Annotated in this window: 25 protein-coding genes and 1 tRNA gene; 22 read left to right on the forward strand and 4 right to left on the reverse strand. The window is 61.6% G+C overall.

Going from position 1 to position 21,835, the window contains the following annotated elements:
* Positions 1 to 43 precede the first annotated feature (43 nt).
* Positions 44 to 523 carry a GNAT family N-acetyltransferase gene (locus tag N436_RS16475; protein ID WP_110741565.1) on the reverse strand — a complete coding sequence of 160 codons (480 nt, stop codon included), beginning with the start codon at positions 521 to 523 and terminating at the stop codon, positions 44 to 46.
* 169 nt (positions 524 to 692) lie between these two features.
* Entirely contained in the window at positions 693 to 1,340 is a 648-nt protein-coding gene (locus tag N436_RS16485) for a trypsin-like peptidase domain-containing protein (protein ID WP_060499948.1), read from the reverse strand.
* A gap of 264 nt (positions 1,341 to 1,604) precedes the next feature.
* On the opposite strand from N436_RS16485, the gene N436_RS16490 reads away from it, so the two are divergent.
* The 5 genes from N436_RS16490 to N436_RS16510 all read left to right on the forward strand — a co-directional run bounded on the left by N436_RS16490 (position 1,605) and on the right by N436_RS16510 (position 6,596).
* On the forward strand, positions 1,605 to 2,027 hold the full coding sequence (locus tag N436_RS16490) for a VOC family protein (RefSeq protein WP_105946978.1): 423 nt from the start codon (positions 1,605 to 1,607) through the stop codon (positions 2,025 to 2,027).
* A gap of 77 nt (positions 2,028 to 2,104) precedes the next feature.
* Positions 2,105 to 2,611: a sigma-70 family RNA polymerase sigma factor gene (locus N436_RS16495; RefSeq protein WP_060499947.1), complete on the forward strand. Its 507-nt coding sequence runs from the start codon at positions 2,105 to 2,107 to the stop codon at positions 2,609 to 2,611.
* Positions 2,611 to 3,552, forward strand: coding sequence for a FecR domain-containing protein (locus N436_RS16500; RefSeq protein WP_110741566.1), 942 nt, complete (start codon positions 2,611 to 2,613; stop codon positions 3,550 to 3,552). Before N436_RS16495 ends, N436_RS16500 begins: the two co-directional genes overlap by 1 nt.
* Positions 3,553 to 3,627: 75 nt before the next feature.
* Positions 3,628 to 6,150 carry a TonB-dependent receptor gene (locus N436_RS16505; RefSeq protein ID WP_110741567.1) on the forward strand — a complete coding sequence of 841 codons (2,523 nt, stop codon included), beginning with the start codon at positions 3,628 to 3,630 and terminating at the stop codon, positions 6,148 to 6,150.
* A 137-nt stretch (positions 6,151 to 6,287) separates the two neighbouring features.
* On the forward strand, positions 6,288 to 6,596 hold the full coding sequence (locus tag N436_RS16510; RefSeq protein WP_110741568.1) for an addiction module antidote protein: 309 nt from the start codon (positions 6,288 to 6,290) through the stop codon (positions 6,594 to 6,596).
* A gap of 155 nt (positions 6,597 to 6,751) precedes the next feature.
* Here the strand turns inward: N436_RS16510 and N436_RS16515 are convergent.
* Positions 6,752 to 6,836: transfer RNA gene (locus N436_RS16515), tRNA-Leu, on the reverse strand.
* 107 nt (positions 6,837 to 6,943) lie between these two features.
* Here N436_RS16515 and queA point away from each other — a divergent pair.
* The 6 genes from queA to N436_RS16545 all read left to right on the forward strand — a co-directional run bounded on the left by queA (position 6,944) and on the right by N436_RS16545 (position 13,010).
* Positions 6,944 to 7,993: a tRNA preQ1(34) S-adenosylmethionine ribosyltransferase-isomerase QueA gene (queA, locus tag N436_RS16520; protein ID WP_110741569.1), complete on the forward strand. Its 1,050-nt coding sequence runs from the start codon at positions 6,944 to 6,946 to the stop codon at positions 7,991 to 7,993.
* 14 nt (positions 7,994 to 8,007) lie between these two features.
* The gene (gene tgt, locus N436_RS16525) at positions 8,008 to 9,123 is read left to right on the forward strand and encodes a tRNA guanosine(34) transglycosylase Tgt (RefSeq protein ID WP_014589748.1); all 1,116 of its coding nucleotides are present in this window, start codon (positions 8,008 to 8,010) and stop codon (positions 9,121 to 9,123) included.
* Between the two features lie 43 nt (positions 9,124 to 9,166).
* On the forward strand, positions 9,167 to 9,502 hold the full coding sequence (gene yajC, locus N436_RS16530; protein WP_110741570.1) for a preprotein translocase subunit YajC: 336 nt from the start codon (positions 9,167 to 9,169) through the stop codon (positions 9,500 to 9,502).
* A 63-nt stretch (positions 9,503 to 9,565) separates the two neighbouring features.
* Positions 9,566 to 11,428: a protein translocase subunit SecD gene (gene secD, locus N436_RS16535; protein WP_060501849.1), complete on the forward strand. Its 1,863-nt coding sequence runs from the start codon at positions 9,566 to 9,568 to the stop codon at positions 11,426 to 11,428.
* Positions 11,429 to 11,438: 10 nt separating this feature from the next.
* Positions 11,439 to 12,347 carry a protein translocase subunit SecF gene (secF, locus tag N436_RS16540; protein ID WP_012270586.1) on the forward strand — a complete coding sequence of 303 codons (909 nt, stop codon included), beginning with the start codon at positions 11,439 to 11,441 and terminating at the stop codon, positions 12,345 to 12,347.
* Between the two features lie 120 nt (positions 12,348 to 12,467).
* On the forward strand, positions 12,468 to 13,010 hold the full coding sequence (locus N436_RS16545) for a glycine zipper 2TM domain-containing protein (protein ID WP_025753813.1): 543 nt from the start codon (positions 12,468 to 12,470) through the stop codon (positions 13,008 to 13,010).
* A 60-nt stretch (positions 13,011 to 13,070) separates the two neighbouring features.
* On the opposite strand, the gene suhB is transcribed toward N436_RS16545, so the two are convergent.
* Positions 13,071 to 13,889, reverse strand: coding sequence for an inositol-phosphate phosphatase (gene suhB, locus N436_RS16550; RefSeq protein ID WP_016713212.1), 819 nt, complete (start codon positions 13,887 to 13,889; stop codon positions 13,071 to 13,073).
* Between the two features lie 151 nt (positions 13,890 to 14,040).
* Here suhB and trmJ point away from each other — a divergent pair, with 151 nt between their 5' ends.
* The 11 genes from trmJ (at position 14,041) to ndk (ending at position 21,807) form a co-directional block, all read left to right on the forward strand.
* The gene (gene trmJ / locus N436_RS16555; RefSeq protein WP_105946972.1) at positions 14,041 to 14,796 is read left to right on the forward strand and encodes a tRNA (cytosine(32)/uridine(32)-2'-O)-methyltransferase TrmJ; all 756 of its coding nucleotides are present in this window, start codon (positions 14,041 to 14,043) and stop codon (positions 14,794 to 14,796) included.
* Positions 14,797 to 14,799: 3 nt separating this feature from the next.
* Positions 14,800 to 15,585 carry a serine O-acetyltransferase gene (gene cysE / locus N436_RS16560; RefSeq protein WP_016713210.1) on the forward strand — a complete coding sequence of 262 codons (786 nt, stop codon included), beginning with the start codon at positions 14,800 to 14,802 and terminating at the stop codon, positions 15,583 to 15,585.
* Positions 15,586 to 15,764: 179 nt separating this feature from the next.
* Entirely contained in the window at positions 15,765 to 16,256 is a 492-nt protein-coding gene (iscR, locus tag N436_RS16565) for a Fe-S cluster assembly transcriptional regulator IscR (protein WP_008092572.1), read from the forward strand.
* A 46-nt stretch (positions 16,257 to 16,302) separates the two neighbouring features.
* Positions 16,303 to 17,517, forward strand: coding sequence for an IscS subfamily cysteine desulfurase (locus tag N436_RS16570; protein WP_105946971.1), 1,215 nt, complete (start codon positions 16,303 to 16,305; stop codon positions 17,515 to 17,517).
* 46 nt (positions 17,518 to 17,563) lie between these two features.
* Positions 17,564 to 17,950 (forward strand): Fe-S cluster assembly scaffold IscU, encoded by a 387-nt coding sequence (gene iscU, locus N436_RS16575; protein ID WP_003248539.1) that lies wholly within the window; start codon positions 17,564 to 17,566, stop codon positions 17,948 to 17,950.
* A gap of 28 nt (positions 17,951 to 17,978) precedes the next feature.
* Positions 17,979 to 18,302: an iron-sulfur cluster assembly protein IscA gene (gene iscA, locus N436_RS16580; RefSeq protein WP_003248536.1), complete on the forward strand. Its 324-nt coding sequence runs from the start codon at positions 17,979 to 17,981 to the stop codon at positions 18,300 to 18,302.
* An 8-nt stretch (positions 18,303 to 18,310) separates the two neighbouring features.
* Positions 18,311 to 18,832, forward strand: a complete 522-nt coding sequence (gene hscB / locus N436_RS16585) for a co-chaperone HscB (protein WP_060501842.1) — start codon at positions 18,311 to 18,313, stop codon at positions 18,830 to 18,832.
* 42 nt (positions 18,833 to 18,874) lie between these two features.
* Positions 18,875 to 20,737 carry a Fe-S protein assembly chaperone HscA gene (hscA, locus tag N436_RS16590; protein WP_104834021.1) on the forward strand — a complete coding sequence of 621 codons (1,863 nt, stop codon included), beginning with the start codon at positions 18,875 to 18,877 and terminating at the stop codon, positions 20,735 to 20,737.
* A gap of 3 nt (positions 20,738 to 20,740) precedes the next feature.
* Positions 20,741 to 21,082, forward strand: coding sequence for an ISC system 2Fe-2S type ferredoxin (fdx, locus tag N436_RS16595; protein WP_012270595.1), 342 nt, complete (start codon positions 20,741 to 20,743; stop codon positions 21,080 to 21,082).
* A gap of 10 nt (positions 21,083 to 21,092) precedes the next feature.
* Positions 21,093 to 21,293 carry a Fe-S cluster assembly protein IscX gene (iscX, locus tag N436_RS16600; RefSeq protein ID WP_016713204.1) on the forward strand — a complete coding sequence of 67 codons (201 nt, stop codon included), beginning with the start codon at positions 21,093 to 21,095 and terminating at the stop codon, positions 21,291 to 21,293.
* Positions 21,294 to 21,381: 88 nt separating this feature from the next.
* Positions 21,382 to 21,807, forward strand: a complete 426-nt coding sequence (gene ndk, locus N436_RS16605; protein WP_008092560.1) for a nucleoside-diphosphate kinase — start codon at positions 21,382 to 21,384, stop codon at positions 21,805 to 21,807.
* Positions 21,808 to 21,835 lie beyond the last annotated feature (28 nt).

Below are 21,835 nucleotides of genomic sequence, written 5' to 3' on the forward strand. Positions count from 1 at the left end.
GGTTCGGTGCACTTCGTCGAGGTGTGTGTACAAACGTGTCCTGTTAGCGGAGTTGCTGCTTCATCTTTACCAGCGCCACCCGAGAGCCATCCCACGCCTGTCGTTCCTCGATGCCAAACGGCACAAAGCCCAGTTGTGGATAAAGCAGCAAACCCGCGGTGTTGTGATTGAAGCATGACACCCACACTTCCCGGGCTGTGTATTGCTGGCGGGCGAGGGCGATCATGGTGGTGACCAGATACCGCGCTACACCAAGGCCTCGGGCGTTGGGCGCCACGACCACGTTGCCCAAGGCGCACACTCCGTCATGTTCAGCCTTGTAGAAGTTGGCGAAGGCCAGGATCTTGCCGTTGCCTTCCACCACCGTGGAGCTGCTGCGCTGGGCGATGGCATCGCTCAACTGGGCGGGGGTGAGAGGGTAGGTGGCTTTGGGGAACAGGTAAAACAGTTCGTCCGGGCTTTGCGGGAAGTTGCAGATGACGGGGATGTCGTCTGGCTGGACGGGGCGGTGGGTCAGGTGCATGGCAGGTCCTTCTTGCGCTGGCTGTCAGGGCCTCTTCGCGGGCAAGCCCGCTCCCACAGGATCTGCACAGCATCTGAGGGCAGTGCAGTATCTGTGGGAGCGGGCTTGCCCGCGAAAGGGCCATCAGCCTCACATCTTAAGCCGCTTTCCATCCATAAACGCGACCCGCTCAAGGCTTGGCAGCAACCGCCACATAGCCTTTGACCGAAGCCGGTGCCTGAGGTTTGCCCTTGTGCGCCGTCAGGTACTGAAAGCGTCGCCATTCCTTGTCGATCTCGTTGAACGACATGAACACGCTGATCCGCTCCTTGCCAGCCAGATCCGGGCGCTTGCCGGCATCGATCTCGCTGGTGGGGATGATGGCCACATTGATGCCGACCACCTTGCCGTCATCGGCGAACACAGGCCCGCCCGACATGCCCTTGGTGATCGGGCCGTCGTGCACCGAATAGAAGACGCTGCCTGGCGTGCCTTCAAGCCGCACCAGCGACGGCAGCGCATGGCCCTTGCCCTGCATCGGCATCATGAAACTGTTGAAACCCACCGCCGTCACGGCTTCGCCAGGCACATACTGGCGCCAATCCGGCACGTTGCTGGCCTTGTGCTTGAAGAACACCACATCACCGAGGCCCTCGTGGACCACGTTGCGCAGGAAGGGGGTGTGTTTGGCGGTTACGGCGTAATCCTCGTTCCACTGGATGGCGCTGGCCATCAGCAACATGGGCAGCGGGGCACCGGAGGTGACCACGAAAGCCTGGCTGTAGACGGGATCGGAAACGTACGAGGTTGGCACTCCATTGCACCCACTGAGCAGCATCATTGCCGCCATGCAGGGCGCGATTGTTTTCATGGGTCACACGGTGCGTGGTGAAAAGGGAGCGCAACTATGGCGAAGTGCCATTACGCTAACAATACTTTCGGAATATATCCGACGAGTGACAGGTTAAGCGCTGGCGAATATCGTGGCCAATAGGCTTCATGCATGGCTGGAGGCCTTGAAGCCATTGAGGCGGCGTCAAATTGACAAGGGGCTTTAGGCCTTCCGTGTTGTCTTTGTTTTGGGAATTGAAGGGACTCAAGAATGGTTGAATCGAATGCGCTCGTGCCTGAACTCATTGTCAGTGATATCGAACGCAGCCTTGCTTTCTACTGCGGCATACTTGGCTTCAAGGTCGAGTACGAACGGCCTGAAGACCAGTTTGCTTTCCTGTCTTTTGGCGGCAGCCAGTTGATGCTGGAACAGGACTGGCACAGCGAATCGCCCTGGCGCGTTGGCCCGCTGGAGCCGCCCTATGGGCGCGGGATCAACCTGTCTATCGCATGCCCTGATGCATTGGCTTTGGCTGCAGCGTTGAATGCAGCAGGGCATGGCCTGAGAAACCCGGTTGAAGAGCGCTGGTACCGCAGCGCTCACGTATTGATTGGCCAGCGCAACTTCCTGGTGCAGGACCCTGACGGGTACCTGCTTCGGTTTGCTGAGGATCTCGGTACCAAACCCGCCTGAGGCTGTGGTCGGCACAGGAATAATTGATCTGATAATCGTTATCATCTAAGGTGCCATCCTCGCCCGGAGGGATACCCGTGATTAACGACGATCTGAGTCAGGTCTATGCGGAGCACAATGGATGGCTCAAGCAGTGGCTATACCGCCGGCTGGGCTGTTCGGCACAAGCCGCCGACCTGGCTCAGGACACCTTCTTGCGGATTCTTCAGGCCCAGCAGAAGGCGGGTGCCAGCCTGAGCCTGCAGCGCCCCCGGGCCTACCTGGCAACGGTGAGCCGGCGGCTGGTCCATGACCATTTCCGCCGCCAGTCACTGGAGCGCGCCTACCTGGACATGCTCGCGCAATTGCCGGAGTTGTTCGCGCTGTCTGCCGAAGAACAGTGGGAAATGCGCGAAACCCTGCAGCAACTGGATGCACTGCTCGACACCTTCAAACCGGTGGTGCGCTCGGTGTTCCTGCTGGTGCAGCTGGAGGGCCTGACCTATATCGAAGTAGCCCGCCGCCTGGGAATTGGCGAGCGCACGGTGAAGCGGCACATGGCCAATGCTCTGCAAGCCTGCATCCTGTTCGACGAAGATTTCTGATGCCCAGCCAGCAACCCCGCATCACGCCGGAAGTGGCCCGGCAAGCCGCCAACTGGCACATGCTGATGCTCGACGAGGCCGTCAGCCCGGCCCAGCGCGCTGCCTGTAGCCGATGGCGTGCGGCCGCGCCCGAGCATGAGCGGGCCTGGCAGAAGGCGCTTCGGGTGCAGGCCCGGTTGGGCATGCTGCCGCAGCAACTGGCCATGGGCACCTTGAACCGTGAGCGCCGCCAGGTGATGAAGCAGATGCTGGCACTGGCCATCGTCGCGCCGCTCGGTTATGTCGGCTATCGCCAGCTTGTGCCACAGACGGCTTATGCCACCGACGTTGGCCAGCATAAACAGATGACCTTGGCTGACGGCACGTTGCTGGACATGAACACCGATACCGCTGTGGACGTGGACTTCGACGCGCAGCAACGGTTGATCAACTTGCGCCGTGGCGAAGTACTGGTCGACACTGGCCCGGATACCCACAGCACCTTTAACCGGCCATTGCGTGTCTCCACCGAGCAAGGTCTGCTGGAGGCCCTGGGGACCCGCTTCCTGGTCCGCCAGCGCGAAGGCGCGACGCAACTGGCCGTGTTCCAGGGAGCGGTAAGGATTACGCCTGCCCGTGGCCCAGGGCAAACCCTTGATGCCGGGCAGCAGCTGACCTTCGATGCCTGGGGGCAGGGCGCTTTGGCGCCAGCCCGTGAACAAGACAGCCAGTGGACCCATGGCCAGCTTGTGGTCGACGAGATGCCACTGCGCGAATTCCTCAGCGAGCTGGGGCGCTACCGACCGGGCTGGCTACGCTGCCAGCCTGAAGTTGGGCATCTGTTGATCAGCGGCGCTTTCCAGCTGAAAAACACTGACGCCATTTTAGCCGCGCTGCCAGCCACATTGGCGGTGCAGGTGGACTACCGCACCCGTTACTGGGTAACGGTCAGCAAACGTTAATGAGAATTGGCCCGTTTTTGAAACTCGTCAGTCCTTATCTGTGGAACTGCCACACATAATAGGGACAACTTCTCAATGATCCGCTCTTCTTCACCGGTCGCCACGACCGGCTTCGCCATGGTTCAACCACGCGTGTCCAGCTACTGTCGGATACTCGCCCTGAGCGCCCTGGCCTTCGCCCTGCAAGGTGTTGGCGTGCACGCCCTGGCTGCGCCTGTGCAGGCGCCGCAGGCCTACAGCATCGCGTCTGGCTCCCTGGCCCAGGTGCTTGCCCGGTTTGCCAGTGAAGGAGGGTTTACCCTGCAATACACCTCGGAGCTGACCCGTGGCCTCTCCAGCCCGGGGTTGCAGGGCCAGTATGGTGTCGAAGAAGGCTTGCAGCACCTGTTGGCCGGCACCGGCTTGCAGGCCGTGCGCCGGGGCAACAACGTCTATGGCTTGCAGCCCGTCCCCCTGAGTGCAGCGTCTGGCGGTGCCGCCTTGAACCTGGAGCCGCTGAACATCAATGGTGTCCAGGATGACGCAACCACCGAGGGCTCAGGCAGCTACACCGCCAACGCCGTGACCATTGGCAAGGGCACCCACCGCCTCAAGGACATTCCACAATCGGTCAGCGTGGTCACGCGCAAGGCCATGGATGACCAGCGCCTCGATACCCTGGATGAAGTGCTGGAAAAAACCACGGGCATTACCACCCTGCAAAGCCCGTCCGGCGGCAAGTACATCTATTCCCGTGGTTTCGAGGTGGAAACCATCCAGTACGACGGCGTGCCACTCGACCGCCGCTACTACGCCATCGGCAGCAGCTTCACCTCCGACACGCTGCTGTACGACCGCGTCGAAATCCTGCGCGGGGCCAACGGCCTGTTGCAAGGCAGCGGCAACCCCGGCGCAGCCATCAACCTGGTGCGCAAACGCCCGAAAGCCGAGCCATTCTTGTCAGTGACTGCCAGCGCTGGCTCCTGGGACACTTATCGTCAAACCGTCGATGCCGGCGCCCCGCTCAATGCCGACGGCTCGCTTCGTGGCCGTGTGGTGGCCGGGCACGAAGACCAGAACTATTTCTACGACACCGCCGAAAGCCGCAAGAACGTGCTCTACGGCATCCTTGAATACGACCTCAGCGACGCGACTACGGTAGCGGCGGGAGCCAGTGTCGAAGACTTGCATTCAACGCCGTTCTTCAGCGGGCTGCCGCGCAACAAGGATGGCAGCGCCTTGAACGTCAGCCGGTCCACCTACACCGGTGCCGACTGGAACACGTGGGACAACAAACAGACCACCTACTTTGCCGACGTCACCCACGACTTCAACGAAGACTGGCGCCTGAAGGCTTCTGGCAGCTACATGCGCGAAACCAACTACATCCTCTACAGCTTCGGCCGTGGCGCTGTGGACCCGGCCACCGGCGACGGCATGCGCTCGCGTGCCTACATGTACGACTTCGAGAACATCAACAAGGGCGCCGACATCAACCTGACCGGCAAGTGGCGTGCCTTTGGCCGGGAGCACGAAGTGGTGGTGGGCGCCAACGCCAGTGACCTGCAGACCGACGACCTGCAAGGCGGTTTCCTGAACCTGGGCCCGATGAACATCTACGACCCCGTCTCGCCACAGCGCCCGACCCAGGATCAACTGCTGGGCAACGGCACTACAAACACCTACCCCGGCACTTCCAAGGGCAAGATCCGCCAGAACGGGCTGTACGCGGTCACGCGCTACAAGCTGGCCGACCCTTTGACCCTGGTAGTGGGCGGGCGCACTAGCAACTACACCTATGACTATGAACTGCACCGCTTCAACGGCGTGTCGCCAACCCCGGCCCACTCGCGTGAAAGCGGCGAGTTCACGCCTTATGGCGGCCTGATCTACGCGTTGAACGACCAGTGGTCGGCCTACGTGAGCTACGCCGACATCTTCAAGCCGCAGACCGAGCTGAGCGTGGACAACGCCCCGCTCAAGCCCATCGAAGGCGCCAACTATGAGCTGGGCCTGAAGGGTGAGCTGTTCGATGGTCGCGTGAATACCAGCTTCGCGCTGTTCCAGGTTGACCAGGAGAACCGCGCCCAGGCTGCCGAGTGCGGTACTGACGGTGGCGAAAACTGCTACGTGGCCGGCGGCAAAGTGCGCACCCAGGGCTTCGATGCGGAGATCAGCGGTGAAGTGCTGGACCGCATGCAGCTGTTTGCCGGCTACACCTACACCCACACCGAGTACCGCAACGACCCGGCCGATGGCGAGTCGCAGGCCGGCGGCACCTTCAACACCTACACGCCCAAGCACCTGCTGCGCTTCTGGGCGGACTACAACCTGCCTGGCGAACTGGACCCATGGACCGTGGGTGCTGGCGCCAACATCCAGAGCCGCAACTACCACGGTAACTTTGGTGGGACAGACGGGGTAGGGAAGATCGAACAGGCCGGTTATGCGATCTGGAACGCTCGGGTGGCTTACCAGATCAACAAGAACTTCAGCGTGTCGTTGAACGGCAACAACCTGTTCGACAAGAAGTACTTCTCCAGCATCGGTTGGCTGTATGCGGCGAACTACTACGGTGATCCGCGTAACTACACCGTTACCCTGCGGGCGGATTTCTGAGGCCTAAGCACGCACAGGTTGGGGTGGCTTGGTCATGATTGGCAACGTTCGTTGATTGCGCGACGGGGATGGTCGGCTCATAGTGCGTATCCCATGGGATACACTTGAGCCATGAAGACCATCCTCAGGAGGCATCCATGAGTAGCTTCAAACTGAAAAAATGGGACAGTGCCGAACACCTCAAGACGGATGAGGACATGGCGCTTTACCTCGAAGCTTGCATTGAAGAGGCGGGCGATGATGCGGCTTTTATCGCCAAGGCGCTCGGCAACATTGCGCGTGCAAAAGGTATGGCTCAATTGGCGCGTGATACCGGGCTTGGACGTGAAAGCCTGTACAAGGCGTTGTCCGGCGAAGGGAACCCAAGCTTCGCCACCATCCTGAAGGTGACCAGAGCGCTTGGCCTTCAGCTTCATGCTGACGTTGCATCCACTCATACTGGCTAGCGTGAGCGGGCGGCAACCATGATCCCTAACGGTTAGGGTGCACAGAAAGTTACGTTATGTGTAATTTTCTGTTGAGTAAAGGAGGGGACGGCTGTGCCGATGCCCAATCAGCAGGCGAAAAAAAACCGACCATAAGGTCGGTTTTTTCCGGATCTTGGTGCCCCGAGGGAGACTCGAACTCCCACTCCTTTCGAAAACGGATTTTGAATCCGCCGCGTCTACCAATTCCGCCATCAGGGCGTGTGGCGCGCAGTATAGAGAGCTGCCGCTAGTCGGTCAATCGGCTTTCATGGTCAATTTTCACACATTGGGCTAAACTTCCCGGCCCTGCCGAACCGAACATCATCATGCGCGTCGCCGATTTCTCCTTCGAACTCCCTGATTCCCTGATCGCCCGCCACCCGTTGGCCGAGCGCCATGGCAGCCGTCTGCTGGTGCTCGATGGGCCGACCGGCGCGCTGTCGCACCGGCAATTCCCCGACTTGCTCGACCACCTGCGCCCCGGCGACCTGATGGTGTTCAACAACACCCGGGTGATCCCGGCGCGGTTGTTTGGCCAGAAAGCCTCCGGCGGCAAGCTGGAAGTGCTGGTGGAGCGTGTGCTCGACAGCCACCGGGTGCTGGCCCATGTACGTGCCAGCAAGGCGCCGAAAGAAGGCGCGGTCATCCTCATCGATGGTGGTGGCGAGGCCGAAATGGTCGGGCGCCACGACACGCTGTTCGAGCTGCGCTTCACCGAAGAGGTGCTGCCACTGCTCGACCGCGTCGGCCATATGCCGCTGCCGCCCTATATCGACCGCCCGGACGAGGGTGCCGACCGTGAGCGTTACCAGACCGTGTATGCCCAGCGTGCCGGTGCGGTTGCAGCGCCCACAGCGGGCCTGCACTTCGACGAGGCGCTGCTGGAAAAGATCGCCGCCAAGGGCGTGGAGCGGGCCTTCGTGACCCTGCACGTGGGCGCGGGCACCTTCCAGCCGGTGCGGGTCGACAAGATCGAAGACCACCACATGCATAAAGAGTGGCTCGAAGTGGGCCAGGATGTGGTCGATGCCATTGAGGCCTGCCGCGCACGTGGCGGCCGGGTGATCGCGGTCGGCACCACCAGCGTGCGTTCGCTGGAAAGCGCGGCACGTGACGGTGTGCTCAAGGCCTTCAGCGGCGACACCGACATCTTCATCTACCCAGGCCGGCCGTTCCATGTGGTCGACGCCCTGGTGACCAACTTCCACCTGCCGGAGTCCACGCTGCTGATGCTGGTCTCGGCCTTCGCCGGCTACCCCGAAACCATGGCCGCCTACGCGGCGGCGGTCGAGAACGGGTACCGCTTCTTCAGTTACGGTGATGCCATGTTCATCACCCGCAATCCGGCGCCGCGCGGCCCCGAGGATCAAGCATGAGTCGCACCTGTCGAATGTCCTTCGAACTGCTGGCCACCGACGGCAAGGCCCGTCGTGGTCGCATCACCTTCCCTCGTGGCACCGTGGAAACCCCGGCGTTCATGCCAGTGGGCACCTACGGTACGGTCAAGGGCATGCTGCCACGCGATATCGAGGCCATTGGCGCCGAGATGATCCTGGGCAACACCTTCCACCTGTGGCTGCGCCCGGGCACCGAGGTGATCAAGAAGCACAACGGCCTGCACGATTTCATGCAGTGGAAAGGCCCGATCCTCACCGACTCCGGTGGCTTCCAGGTGTTCAGCCTGGGTGCCATGCGCAAGATCAAGGAAGAGGGCGTGACCTTCGCCTCGCCAGTCGATGGCTCGAAGGTGTTCATGGGCCCGGAAGAGTCGATGCAGGTGCAACGTGACCTGGGCTCGGACGTGGTGATGATCTTCGACGAGTGCACCCCGTACCCGGCCGAGCACGACGTGGCGCGCACCTCCATGGAGCTGTCGCTGCGCTGGGCCCAGCGCTCGAAGAACGCCCACGCCGACAATACCGCGGCACTGTTCGGTATCGTCCAGGGCGGCATGTACCAGGACTTGCGCATGCGCTCGCTGGAAGGCCTGGAAAACATCGGTTTCGACGGCCTGGCCATCGGCGGCCTGTCGGTGGGCGAACCCAAGCACGAAATGATCAAGGTGCTGGATTACCTGCCGGGCCAGATGCCTGCTGACAAACCTCGTTACCTTATGGGGGTAGGCAAACCGGAAGATCTCGTTGAGGGTGTGCGCCGCGGCGTCGACATGTTCGACTGCGTGATGCCGACGCGTAATGCGCGCAACGGCCATCTGTTCGTCGATACAGGGGTGATCAAGATCCGCAATGCGTTCCATCGCCACGATGAATCGCCGCTGGATCCGACCTGTGACTGCTACACCTGCACCAACTTCTCCCGCGCCTATCTGCATCACCTGGACAAGTGCGGCGAAATGCTGAGCAGCATGCTGAATACCATCCACAACTTGCGCCATTACCAGCGCTTGATGGCCGGTTTACGCGAGGCTATTCAACAGGGTAAATTGGCCGCCTTTGTCGACGCCTTCTACGCCAAGCGCGGGCTGCCTGTGCCGCCTTTGGACTGACTGTTCGCACACATTATTAGAAAATTTACATTAGGAGTGCCCAATGAGCTTCTTGATCCCCGCCGCCTACGCGGACGCAGCAGCACCTGCCGCCGGCCCAGCCGGTACCGGCTTCGAGTGGATTTTCCTGGTCGGTTTCCTGGTCATCTTCTACCTGATGATCTGGCGCCCGCAGGCCAAGCGCGCCAAAGAGCAGAAGAACCTGCTGAGCAACTTGCAAAAAGGTGACGAAGTTGTCACCAGCGGCGGCATCGCCGGCAAGATCGTCAAGGTTTCCGATGACTTCGTGGTACTGGAAGTGTCCGACACTGTCGAGCTGAAGTTCCAGAAGGGCGCCATCGCGGCAACCCTGCCAAAAGGTACGCTCAAGGCTATCTGAGTTACCGGTTTTATTTTCCAGTCGGGGCGCGCAACGCGCCCCGCGTCTTGAACGGGCGGCGTGATGCTGAACAAATACCCTCTGTGGAAATATGCACTGATCGTGCTGGTACTGGTGGTCGGTTTCATTTATTCCGCTCCCAACCTCTACCCGGATGACCCGGCGGTGCAGATCAGCGGTGCCAGCTCGGCGCTGCAGGTGAACCAGGCCGACCTCGATCGCGTCAGCAAGGCGCTGGTCGATGCCAAGATCGCCGTCAAGGGCGCAAGCCTGGGCGAGAAGGGCAGCGGGCTGATCCGCCTGACCAACCAGGAAGACCAACTGCCGGCCAAGGATGTCGTGCGCAAGGCGCTGGGCGATGATTACGTCGTGGCCCTGAACCTGGCCCAGACTACCCCGCAATGGCTGCGTAACCTGGGTGCAAGCCCGATGAAGCTGGGCCTGGACCTGTCCGGTGGTGTGCACTTCCTGCTGGAAGTGGACATGGACAAGGCCATGACGGCCCGCATGAAAGTCTACGAAGGCGAGGTCAAGACCTTGCTGCGCAAAGAGCGCGTCCGCTACCGCAGCCTGCCTCAGCAGGATGGCGGCATCATGCTGGGCTTCGCTGACGATGCTACCCGCGAACAGGCACGTGCCCTGATCCGCAAGAATTTCAATGATTTCGACCTGACCACCACCGAGCGCAACGAGCTTGCGGTGCTGCGTCTGGCGCTGACCCAGGCAAAAGTTGCCGAAATCCGCGAATACTCGATCAAGCAGAACCTCACCACCGTGCGCAACCGCGTGAACGAGCTGGGCGTGGCCGAGCCGCTGGTACAGCGCCAGGGCGCCAACCGTATCGTGGTCGAGCTGCCAGGCGTGCAGGACACTGCCGAAGCCAAGCGTATTCTCGGTAAAACCGCCAACCTGGAGTTCCGCTTCGGTGCCGAGCCAGGCGCGTCCAAGGCCACTACCGAGGTGTTCGAGTTCCGCGAAGGCGGCCGCTCCGCCCCTGTTGAGCGCGGCCTGATCATCACTGGTGACCAGGTAACCGACGCCCAGGCCAGCTTTGACGAGCACGGCCGCCCACAAGTGAACATCCGCCTGGATGGCCACGGTGGCGAGCTGATGAGCCGCGCTACCCGTAGCAACGTTGGCCGCAGCATGGCGGTGATCTTCATCGAGCAGAAGCCGGTCACCCGCTACGTGAAGCAGACGGTCGACGGTGTCGAGAAGGACGTTGCCGTACAAAGCTTCGTGGAAGAAAAGAAAATCATCAGTCTGGCGACCATCCAGTCGCCGCTGGGCAGCCAGTTCCGCATCACCGGCCTGAACGGTCAGGGCGAATCGTCCGAACTGGCCCTGCTGCTGCGTGCCGGTGGTCTGGCCGCGCCGATGTACTTCGCTGAAGAACGTACCATTGGCCCAAGCCTGGGTGCCGACAACATCACCAAGGGTATCGATGCGTCGCTATGGGGCATGCTGTTCGTCTCGCTGTTCATCATCGCCATCTACCGCGGCTTCGGCGTGATCGCCACCATCGCCCTGGCGGGCAACATGGTGCTGCTGCTGGCCCTGATGTCGCTGCTGGGCGCCACCCTGACCCTGCCGGGTATTGCCGGTATCGTGTTGACCATGGGTATGGCGGTAGACGCCAACGTGCTGATCTTCTCGCGTATCCGCGAAGAGCTGAAAGCCGGCATGTCGGTACAGCGCGCCATCCACGAAGGCTTCAACCGCGCCTACACCGCGATCATCGACGCCAACCTGACCAGCCTGCTGGTGGGCGGCATCCTGTTCGCCATGGGTACCGGCCCGGTCAAAGGCTTTGCGGTCACCATGTCCCTCGGGATTTTCACCTCGATGTTCACCGCCGTCATGGTGACCCGTGCAATGGTCAACCTGACCTGCGGCGGGCGTGACATCAAGAAGCTGTGGGTTTGAGGGAGCTGCGATGAAAACCATCAACTTCATGGGCGTGCGCAATGTCGCGTTCGCCATTACCGTGCTCCTCACCGTGCTGGCGCTGTTCAGCTGGTGGCAGAAAGGCCTCAACTTCGGCCTGGACTTCACCGGCGGTACGCTGATCGAGCTGACCTACGAGCGCCCGGCCGACCTCAAGGCGGTGCGTGCCGAGCTGGTCGATTCCGGCTTCCACGAGGCGGTGGTGCAGAGCTTCGGCGCTACCACCGACCTGCTGGTGCGTATGCCGGGCGATGACCCGCAACTGGGTAACAAGGTAGCTGCTGCCCTGCAAAAGGCGGGCGGTGATAACCCGGCCACCCTCAAGCGTGTCGAGTTCGTCGGCCCGCAGGTGGGTGAAGAGCTGCGCGACCAGGGCGGCATGGGCATGCTCCTGGCCTTGGGCGGCATCCTCATCTACCTGGCCTTCCGCTTCCAGTGGAAGTTCGCCGTGGGTGCGATCATCTCGCTGATTCACGACGTGGTGGTCACCCTGGGTATCCTGTCGTTCTTCCAGATCACCTTCGACCTGACGGTGCTGGCAGCGGTGCTGGCGATCATCGGTTACTCGCTGAACGACACCATCGTGGTATTCGACCGGGTGCGTGAGAACTTCCGCGTCATGCGCAAGGCCTCGTTGATCGAAAACATCAACGTTTCCACCACCCAGACCCTGCTGCGTACCATCGCCACCTCGGTTTCGACCTTGCTGGCCATTGCCGCACTGCTGTTCTTCGGTGGCGATAACCTGTTCGGCTTCTCGCTGGCCCTGTTCATCGGCGTCATGGCCGGTACCTACTCGTCGATCTACATCGCCAACGTGGTGCTGATCTGGCTGAATCTGAACAGCGAAGACCTGATCCCGCCGACCAAGGCGGAAGGTGTGGACGAGCGCCCATAAAGGCTTGTCTCACGCCGTTTGGCTGCCCGAAAGGCGCGAGTATTGAACTCGCGCCTTTTTTTTTGCTCCAAGGCTGGGAGAAGGCGGGCTAACCCCCGCGGGTATGATCAGGAGGTTCATGTGAACAAATCAATGCTGGTGGGTGCGGTACTGGGTGCTGTCGGTGTAACTGCCGGAGGTGCTGTGGCGACCTACAGCTTGGTCAACAAGGGGCCTGAGTATGCGCAGGTCACCGACGTGCAGCCGATCAAACAACAGGTAAAAACCCCGCGCGAAGTCTGCAAGGACGTTGCCGTGACGCGTCAGGCACCGGTCAAGGACCAGCACCAGATCGCCGGTACTGTGGTGGGTGCAATTGCCGGTGGTTTGCTGGGTAACCAGATTGGCGGCGGCACCGGCAAGAAGATCGCCACCGTGGCCGGTGCGGTCGGTGGTGGTTATGCCGGTAACAAGGTGCAGGAAGGCATGCAGGAGCGTGACACCTACACCACCACGCAAACCCGCTGCAACACGGTGAATGACATCAGTGAGAAGGTGGTGGGCTACAACGTGACCTACACCCTTGGCGATCAGGTCGGCAAGGTGAAGATGGACCGTGAGCCGGGGTCGACCATTCCAGTGGACAAGAATGGCAAGCTGATCCTGAGCGAAGCAGGGCAGTAAAACTGTCAGGTACAAAAAAAGCACCCCGCGGGGTGCTTTTTGTTTTCAGGCGATCCGCGCTTAGCGCTTCATGCTCTCTGGCAGGTGCGGCTGGATAGCCGTCAGGACTGCCTTGAAGCACTTGATGTTGCCTGCAACGATGTGGCCCTTGTCGAGGAAGTCGTGGCCACCGTTGAAGTCGCTCACCAGGCCACCGGCTTCCTGGATCAGCAGCACGCCAGCTGCCATGTCCCACTCGGACAGGCCCGACTCCCAGAAGGCGTCGAAGCGGCCGGCGGCCACGTAGGCCAGGTCCAGGCTGGCGGAGCCGGCGCGGCGGATGCCGGCGGTCTGGCCGGTCAGGGCGCGGAACATGCCCAGGTAGTTGTCCATGTCAGCCATCTGGTTGTCACGGAACGGGAAGCCGGTACCCAGCAGGGCGCCTTCCAGGCTGGTGCGCGAGCTGACGCGCAGGCGGCGGCCATTGAGTTGGGCGCCACGGCCACGGCTGGCGGTGAATTCTTCCTGGCGAACCGGGTCGACGATCACGGCGTGCTCAAGGCGGCCACGGTATTTGCAGGCGATGCTGACGGCGAAGTGCGGGATGCCACGCAGGAAGTTGGTGGTGCCGTCCAGCGGGTCGATGATCCACAGGTAATCCTTGCCTTCTTCGCCGCTACCCGCGTGCAGGCCGGTTTCCTCGCCCTGGATGGAGTGGTTCGGGTAGGCCTTGCGCAGGGCGTTGACGATGCTTTGCTCGGCGGCGCGATCAACCTCGGAAACGTAGTCCTTAGCCTCTTTCTCGTCCACCTTGATGCTATCCAGGCGTTCGATGGAGCGGAAGATCAGTTCACTGGCGCTGCGAGCGGCGCGCAGGGCGATATTCAGCATAGGCTGCATGGGCGGGTCACCTGGAGATGTTAAAGAAGAAAGCCGATCATTCTAGCAGAAAACTTTGGCGGCAGAAGTGTCACATTTGCTTTCATGGCGTTACGTCTGTCGGTTCTGTAAGATCGAAGGCCCTGATTCCTGCATCTGTGAGCACAACACCTTGCTGCAAAATATTCGTGTTGTTCTGGTCAATACCAGCCACCCCGGCAACATCGGCGGCGCTGCGCGTGCCATGAAAAACATGGGCTTGTCGCGTCTGGTGCTGGTGCAGCCGAAAGAATTCCCCGCCGTGGATGCCAGTGCCCGTGCCTCGGGCGCCGACGATGTGCTGGATAACGCCCAGGTGGTCGACAGCCTTGAACAGGCGCTGGTCGGCTGCAACCTGGTGATGGGCACCAGCGCCCGCGAGCGCAGCATCCCGTGGCCGTTGATCGGCCCGCGCGAGTGCGGTGCCAAGGCGGTGGAGCATGCCAATGGTGGCGAAGAAATCGCCCTGGTGTTCGGGCGCGAACACGCCGGCCTGACCAACGAAGAACTGCAGCGATGTCACTTCCACGTGCACATTCCCTCCAACCCCGACTTCAGTTCGCTGAACCTGGCCGCTGCCGTGCAGGTGCTCTCCTATGAGGTGCGCATGGCCTGGCTGGCTGGCGGTGCAGCGCCGGAAAAAGTCGAGAAGGTTGACGCCAGCGAGCTGGCGACCATGGACGAAATGGAGCTGTTCTACGACCACCTGGAAAAAACCCTGGTGGGCATCGGCTTCCTCGACCCGGAAAAACCCAAGCACCTGATGCCGCGCTTGCGCCGGCTGTATGGGCGGGTGGCGGTCGAGCGTTCGGAAATGAGCATTTTGCGCGGCATCCTTACCGAGACCCAGAAAGTGGTCCGGGGTGAGCCGCATAAACGGAAGGACTGACAGATGTTCGAACGCCTGCGTGAAGATATTCAAAGCGTTTTCCACCGTGACCCGGCTGCGCGCAATGCCTTCGAGGTGCTCACCTGCTACCCCGGCATGCATGCCATCTGGTTGCACCGCCTCGGCAACGCCTTGTGGAAGCGTGATTTCAAGTGGCTGGCCCGGCTGGTGTCCAACTTCGGCCGCTGGCTGACCGGTATCGAGATCCACCCGGGCGCCACCATTGGCCGGCGCTTCTTCATTGACCACGGCATGGGTATCGTCATTGGCGAAACCGCCGAAATCGGCGACGACGTCACGCTTTATCAGGGCGTGACCCTGGGCGGCACCAGCTGGAACAAAGGCAAGCGCCACCCCACCCTGGAGAACGGCGTGGTGGTAGGGGCGGGGGCTAAAGTGCTGGGCCCGTTCACGGTCGGTGCCGGCGCCAAGATTGGTTCGAATGCAGTGGTGACCAAGGCGGTGCCAGCGGGAGCCACGGCGGTGGGCATCCCGGGGCGGATCATCGTCAAGAGCGAAGACAACGAAGTCGAGGCCAAGCGCAAGGCCATGGCCGAGAAGATCGGCTTCGATGCCTACGGCGTCAGTGGCGACATGCCCGACCCGGTGGCGCGTGCCATCGGCCAGATGCTCGACCACTTGCAAGCGGTCGACGAGCGGCTGGAGGGTATGTGTGGCGCCCTGACCAAGATGGGTAGCGACTACTGTGCCAAGGAGCTGCCAGCCCTGCCGGAAGATGATTTTGCCGAGGAGGCCAAGGTGGCCCAGCGCGACACTCAGTCGCATTGATTGCGCCGCACTGAAATCATAGTGACATACGGGGCGTGTGCTCACGCCCCTCGTCTGCTACACTCGCGCCCGCCTCCCCGATGCAAACCCGACTAAAGCACTAGGTCTTATAGTTGACTTAAATGCTCGGGAATCGCATACTCGCACACATCCCGAAACTCCCGTGGTACCCAATAGCCATGCGACTGACTACCAAAGGCCGATACGCCGTGACCGCCATGCTTGACCTGGCGTTGCACGCGCAGCATGGGCCGGTGTCTTTGGCCGATATTTCCGAGCGCCAGGGCATTTCCCTCTCTTATCTGGAACAGCTGTTCGCCAAGCTGCGCCGCAGCAGCCTGGTTTCCAGCGTGCGCGGTCCAGGCGGTGGCTACCAGCTGTCGCGGGGCATGGAAACCATCCAGGTGGCCCAGGTCATCGATGCGGTCAACGAATCGGTCGATGCTACCCGTTGCCAGGGCCTCGGGGACTGCCATGCCGGTGATACCTGCCTGACCCACCACCTGTGGTGCGACCTCAGCCAGCAGATCCATGAATTCCTCAGCGGCATCAGCCTGGCCGACCTCGTCATGCGCCGTGAGGTGCAGGAAGTCGCCCAGCGCCAGGACTTGCGACGTGTCGCAGGCCGAACCGCCCAGCTGGACAAGATTGAGACGTCCGCCGTCGATTGATCCCCCAGGGACGATGAGCGACGCCACCGCCTGATAGGAGAGACAAATGAAGTTGCCGATCTACCTCGATTACTCCGCGACCACTCCGGTCGACCCACGCGTGGCCCAGAAGATGGCCGACTGCCTGCTGGTCGACGGGAACTTCGGTAACCCGGCTTCGCGCTCCCACGTCTTCGGCTGGAAGGCCGAGGAAGCGGTCGAGAACGGTCGTCGCCAGGTTGCCGAGCTGATTAACGCCGATCCGCGCGAAATCGTCTGGACCAGCGGTGCCACCGAGTCCGACAACCTCGCACTGAAAGGCGTCGCGCACTTCTATCAGACCAAGGGCAAGCACATCATCACCTCCAAGATCGAGCACAAGGCGGTCCTGGATACCGCTCGCCAGCTGGAGCGTGAAGGTTTCGAAGTCACCTACCTTGAGCCAGGCGAAGACGGCATCGTCACCCCGGCCATGGTAGAAGCGGTGCTGCGCGACGACACCATCCTGGTCTCGCTGATGCACGTGAACAACGAAGTCGGCTCGATCAACGACATCGCCGCCATCGGTGAACTGACCCGCTCGCGCGGCGTCCTGTTCCACGTCGATGCCGCCCAGTCGGCCGGCAAGGTCGAAATCGACCTGCAAAAACTGAAAGTCGACCTGATGTCGTTCTCGGCGCACAAGGTCTACGGCCCTAAAGGTATCGGCGCGCTGTACGTCAGCCGCAAGCCGCGTGTACGCCTGGAAGCCATCATTCACGGCGGTGGCCATGAGCGCGGCATGCGTTCGGGCACCCTGCCAACTCACCAGATTGTCGGCATGGGCGAAGCCTTCGCCATCGCCAAGCAGGAAATGGCCGCAGAAAACGTGCGCATCAAGGCCCTGAGCGACCGCTTCTTCAAGCAGGTTTCGGACCTTGAAGAGCTGTACGTCAACGGCAGCCAGACTGCCCGCGTACCGCACAACCTGAACCTGAGCTTCAACTACGTCGAAGGCGAATCGCTGCTGATGTCGCTGAAGGACATCGCCGTTTCGTCCGGTTCGGCCTGCACCTCCGCGTCGCTCGAACCTTCGTACGTACTGCGCGCCCTGGGCCGCAACGACGAGCTGGCGCACAGCTCGATCCGCTTCTCCTTCGGCCGTTTCACCACCGAAGAAGAAGTCGACTACGCCGCGCAGAAAGTCTGCGAGGCCGTCAACAAACTGCGTGAGCTGTCGCCGCTGTGGGACATGTACAAAGACGGCGTTGACATCTCCAAGATCGAGTGGGCCGCCCACTAAGCAGTCGCCGGCAAGAGCGGCTCCCTGATGAGGAAGGAATTGCACCATGGCATACAGTGAAAAGGTCATCGACCACTACGAAAACCCACGCAACGTCGGCAAGATGAATGCCGAAGACCCAGACGTTGGCACCGGCATGGTCGGCGCCCCGGCGTGCGGTGACGTAATGCGTCTGCAAATCAAGGTCAACGAGCAGGGCGTTATTGAAGACGCCAAGTTCAAGACCTACGGCTGCGGTTCGGCCATCGCTTCCAGCTCCCTCGCCACCGAGTGGATGAAGGGCAAGACCCTGGACGAGGCCGAGACCATCAAGAACACCCAGCTGGCCGAAGAACTGGCGTTGCCGCCGGTCAAGATCCACTGCTCGGTACTCGCTGAGGACGCCATCAAGGCAGCCGTACGCGATTACAAGCAGAAGAAAGGCTTGATCTAAGCCGCCTGTTGCGAGGTAAGGAGTCCTGATGGCTATCAGCATGACAGAAGCCGCCGCCAACCACATTCGCCGCTCCCTCGACGGGCGCGGCAAGGGTGAGGGCATTCGCCTGGGCGTGCGCACCACCGGTTGCTCGGGCCTGGCCTACGTGCTGGAGTTCGTTGACGAACTGGCGGACGAAGACCAGGTGTTCGAGAACCATGGCGTGAAGGTGATCATCGATCCCAAGAGCCTGGTCTACCTCGACGGCACCGAGCTGGATTTCGTCAAGGAAGGGTTGAACGAAGGCTTCAAGTTCAACAACCCCAACGTGCGCGGTGAGTGTGGCTGCGGCGAAAGCTTCAACGTTTGAGGCTGGCTGTGGGTACTCCTTGTCATTACGCATTGTTTGACCTCCAGCCAAGCTTCCGCCTGGACCTCGACAAGCTGGCCACTCGCTACCGCGAGTTGGCCCGCGAAGTCCATCCCGACCGCTTTGCCGACGCCTCCGAGCGTGAGCAGCGTGTAGCGCTGGAAAAGTCCGCAGCCCTCAACGACGCTTACCAGACACTGCGCAGTGCGCCGCGTCGCGCCCGCTACCTGCTGGCCATCAGCGGCCATGAAGTGCCTCAGGAAGTCACGGTCCACGACCCGGACTTCCTGTTGCAGCAGATGCAGTGGCGCGAAGAGCTCGAAGAGTTGCAGGACGAAGCCGACCTTGACGGCGTGGGTGTGTTCAAGCGGCGCCTGAAGGCTGCCCAGGACACCCTGAACGAGGACTTTGCCGCCTGCTGGGATGCCCCAGGCGAGCGCGAAAAGGCCGAGCGCCTGATGCGCCGCATGCAGTTCCTCGACAAGCTCGCCCAAGAAGTGCGCCAACTGGAAGAGCGCCTCGACGATTAACCCGGTGTCGCCCGTGATGGCACCTAAGGTATTCAGATAAGCATGGCCCTACTGCAGATTGCCGAACCCGGTCAAAGCCCTCAGCCGCACCAGCGCCGCCTGGCGGTGGGGATCGACCTGGGTACCACCAACTCTCTGGTCGCCGCATTGCGCAGCGGCCGTAGCGAGCCCCTGCCTGATGCGCAGGGTAACGTCATTCTGCCGTCCGCGGTGCGCTACCTTGAAGGGCGCAACGAAGTGGGGCAGGCCGCACGTGATGCCGCTTCCAGCGACCCGCTGAACACCGTGCTGTCGGTCAAGCGCCTGATGGGGCGCGGCCTGGCCGACGTCAAGCAACTGGGCGAGCAGCTGCCATACCGCTTTGTGGGTGGCGAGTCGCACATGCCGTTCATCGACACGGTGCAGGGGCCGAAAAGCCCGGTGGAAGTGTCCGCCGATATCCTCAAGGTGCTGCGCGAGCGCGCCGAAGCGACCCTGGGTGGTGAGCTGGTAGGCGCGGTGATCACCGTGCCGGCCTATTTTGACGACGCCCAGCGCCAGGCCACCAAGGACGCTGCGCGCCTGGCAGGCCTGAACGTGCTGCGCCTGCTCAATGAGCCGACCGCGGCAGCCGTGGCCTATGGCCTGGACCAGAACGCCGAAGGCGTGGTGGCCATCTATGACCTGGGCGGCGGTACCTTCGATATCTCCATCCTGCGCCTGACCGCTGGCGTGTTCGAAGTGCTGGCCACTGGTGGCGATACTGCCTTGGGCGGCGACGATTTCGACCACGCCATTGCCGGCTGGATCATCGAGCAGGCTGGCCTGTCGTCCGACCTGGACCCGGCCACCCAGCGTGCGTTGCTGCAAACAGCATGCGCCGCCAAGGAAGCCCTGACCGACGCCGATGTGGTCAGCGTCAGCCATGGCGCCTGGCAGGGCGAACTGAGCCGCGCCGCCTTCGAAGCCATGATCGAGCCGCTGGTTGCCCGCAGCCTCAAGGCCTGCCGCCGCGCCGTGCGCGACAGTGGCGTGGAGCTGGAAGAAGTCAGTGCGGTGGTCATGGTGGGTGGCTCGACCCGCGTTCCGCGAGTGCGTGAAGCCGTGGGCGCGCTGTTCGGCCGTACCCCGCTGACCTCGATCGACCCTGACCAGGTGGTGGCCATCGGTGCCGCCATTCAGGCCGACACCCTGGCCGGCAACCGCCGCGAAGGTGGCGAACTGCTGCTGCTCGATGTCATCCCGCTGTCGCTGGGTCTTGAGACCATGGGCGGGCTGATGGAGAAGGTGATCCCGCGCAACACCACCATTCCGGTGGCGCGTGCCCAGGAGTTCACCACTTATAAAGATGGCCAGACGGCCATGATGATCCACGTCCTGCAGGGCGAGCGCGAGCTGATCAGCGACTGCCGCTCGCTGGCCCGTTTCGAACTGCGCGGCATTCCGGCCATGGTTGCCGGTGCGGCGAAAATCCGCGTCACCTTCCAGGTGGATGCCGACGGCCTGCTCAGCGTTGCCGCCCGCGAACTGGGCTCGGGCGTGGAAGCCAGCATCCAGGTCAAACCGTCCTACGGCCTGACCGACGGCGAAATCGCCCGCATGCTGAAGGATTCCTTCGAGCACGCAGGTTCCGACAAGCACGCCCGCCAGCTGCGCGAGCACCAGGTGGACGGCGAGCGCCTGCTTGAAGCGGTACAGGGCGCTCTGGACGCCGACGGTGAGCGCCTGCTCAGCAGTGACGAGCGCGAAGCCATCGAATTCCAGATGCAAGAACTACGTGATTTGCTGGCCGGCACCGATGGCGCAGCCATCGAGCAACAGACCAAGCGTCTGTCGCAGGTGACCGACGCATTTGCCGCCCGTCGCCTTGATTCGACGGTCAAAGCCGCACTGGCCGGGCGCAACCTGAATGAGATCGAGGAGTAACCGATGCCGCTGGTGACATTCCTGCCGCATGAGAAGTTCTGCCCCGAGGGGCTGACCGTGGAGGTGCCGACCGGGACCAACATCCTGGAACTGGCCCACGACCATCACATCGAGATGGAAAGTGCCTGCGGCGGCGTCAAGGCCTGTACCACTTGCCACTGCATCGTGCGCAAGGGTTTCGACTCGCTGGAAGAAGCCGACGAGCTGGAAGAAGACATGCTGGACAAGGCCTGGGGCCTGGAAGCGCAGTCGCGGCTTGGTTGCCAGGTGGTCGTCGCTGACGAAGACCTGACCATCGAGATCCCCAAGTACTCGCTCAACCACGCCGCTGAAGCGCCGCACTGAGGTTTGCACCATGAGCCTGAAATGGATTGATGTACTTGAGATCGCCATTCAGCTTGCAGAAAGCAAGCCTGAGGTCGATCCTCGTTATGTGAATTTCGTAGACCTGCACCGCTGGGTGCTGGCATTGCCAGAGTTCAGCGACGATCCGTCACGCGGCGGTGAGAAAGTGCTCGAGGCCATCCAGGCTGCCTGGATCGACGAAGCCGACTAAGCGTCACTTGCAGGTTAGGCAATCCCCCGGAACCCGCGTATAATTCGCGGGTTTAATTTTTCGTGTCACTCATATTCTGGAGTTTTCCATGGCTGTTCAACGTACTTTCTCGATCATCAAGCCTGACGCCGTTGCCAAAAACGTCATCGGCAAGATCACCACTCGCTTCGAAGAAGCCGGCCTGAAAATCGTTGCCTCGAAAATCAAGCAACTGTCCAAAGCCGAAGCCGAAGGCTTCTACGCTGAGCACAGCGCTCGCGGCTTCTTCGGTGACCTGGTTGCCTTCATGACTTCCGGCCCGGTTGTTGTTCAGGTTCTGGAAGGCGAAAACGCCATCGCTCTGAACCGTGAGCTGATGGGCGCTACCAACCCTAAAGAAGCTGCTGCCGGCACCATCCGTGCTGACTTCGCCGAGTCGATCGACGCCAACGCCGTTCACGGTTCGGACTCCGAAGCTGCTGCTGCTCGCGAAATCGCTTACTTCTTCGCTGCTACCGAGGTAACCACTCGCTAAGCGAAAGCTTACGGGTGAGGGTGAATCC

Origin of the sequence: Pseudomonas sp. RV120224-01b (assembly GCF_003208145.1) — a bacterium.
Classification (GTDB): domain Bacteria; phylum Pseudomonadota; class Gammaproteobacteria; order Pseudomonadales; family Pseudomonadaceae; genus Aquipseudomonas; species Aquipseudomonas monteilii.

Bases quoted from the DNA above. Each gene is read 5' to 3' on its own strand.
- iscR (WP_008092572.1), top strand. From the start codon at position 15,765: ATGCGACTGACTACCAAAGGCCGATACGCCGTGACCGCCATGCTTGAC.
- suhB (WP_016713212.1), bottom strand. From the start codon at position 13,889: ATGCAGCCTATGCTGAATATCGCCCTGCGCGCCGCTCGCAGCGCCAGT.
- N436_RS16570 (WP_105946971.1), top strand. From the start codon at position 16,303: ATGAAGTTGCCGATCTACCTCGATTACTCCGCGACCACTCCGGTCGAC.
- queA (WP_110741569.1), top strand. From the start codon at position 6,944: ATGCGCGTCGCCGATTTCTCCTTCGAACTCCCTGATTCCCTGATCGCC.
- secD (WP_060501849.1), top strand. From the start codon at position 9,566: ATGCTGAACAAATACCCTCTGTGGAAATATGCACTGATCGTGCTGGTA.
- ndk (WP_008092560.1), top strand. From the start codon at position 21,382: ATGGCTGTTCAACGTACTTTCTCGATCATCAAGCCTGACGCCGTTGCC.
- tgt (WP_014589748.1), top strand. From the start codon at position 8,008: ATGTCCTTCGAACTGCTGGCCACCGACGGCAAGGCCCGTCGTGGTCGC.
- iscA (WP_003248536.1), top strand. From the start codon at position 17,979: ATGGCTATCAGCATGACAGAAGCCGCCGCCAACCACATTCGCCGCTCC.
- N436_RS16475 (WP_110741565.1), bottom strand. From the start codon at position 523: ATGCACCTGACCCACCGCCCCGTCCAGCCAGACGACATCCCCGTCATC.
- cysE (WP_016713210.1), top strand. From the start codon at position 14,800: ATGTTCGAACGCCTGCGTGAAGATATTCAAAGCGTTTTCCACCGTGAC.
- N436_RS16485 (WP_060499948.1), bottom strand. From the start codon at position 1,340: ATGCTGCTCAGTGGGTGCAATGGAGTGCCAACCTCGTACGTTTCCGAT.
- N436_RS16505 (WP_110741567.1), top strand. From the start codon at position 3,628: ATGATCCGCTCTTCTTCACCGGTCGCCACGACCGGCTTCGCCATGGTT.
- fdx (WP_012270595.1), top strand. From the start codon at position 20,741: ATGCCGCTGGTGACATTCCTGCCGCATGAGAAGTTCTGCCCCGAGGGG.
- iscU (WP_003248539.1), top strand. From the start codon at position 17,564: ATGGCATACAGTGAAAAGGTCATCGACCACTACGAAAACCCACGCAAC.
- yajC (WP_110741570.1), top strand. From the start codon at position 9,167: ATGAGCTTCTTGATCCCCGCCGCCTACGCGGACGCAGCAGCACCTGCC.
- N436_RS16490 (WP_105946978.1), top strand. From the start codon at position 1,605: ATGGTTGAATCGAATGCGCTCGTGCCTGAACTCATTGTCAGTGATATC.
- secF (WP_012270586.1), top strand. From the start codon at position 11,439: ATGAAAACCATCAACTTCATGGGCGTGCGCAATGTCGCGTTCGCCATT.
- N436_RS16510 (WP_110741568.1), top strand. From the start codon at position 6,288: ATGAGTAGCTTCAAACTGAAAAAATGGGACAGTGCCGAACACCTCAAG.
- iscX (WP_016713204.1), top strand. From the start codon at position 21,093: ATGAGCCTGAAATGGATTGATGTACTTGAGATCGCCATTCAGCTTGCA.
- hscA (WP_104834021.1), top strand. From the start codon at position 18,875: ATGGCCCTACTGCAGATTGCCGAACCCGGTCAAAGCCCTCAGCCGCAC.
- N436_RS16500 (WP_110741566.1), top strand. From the start codon at position 2,611: ATGCCCAGCCAGCAACCCCGCATCACGCCGGAAGTGGCCCGGCAAGCC.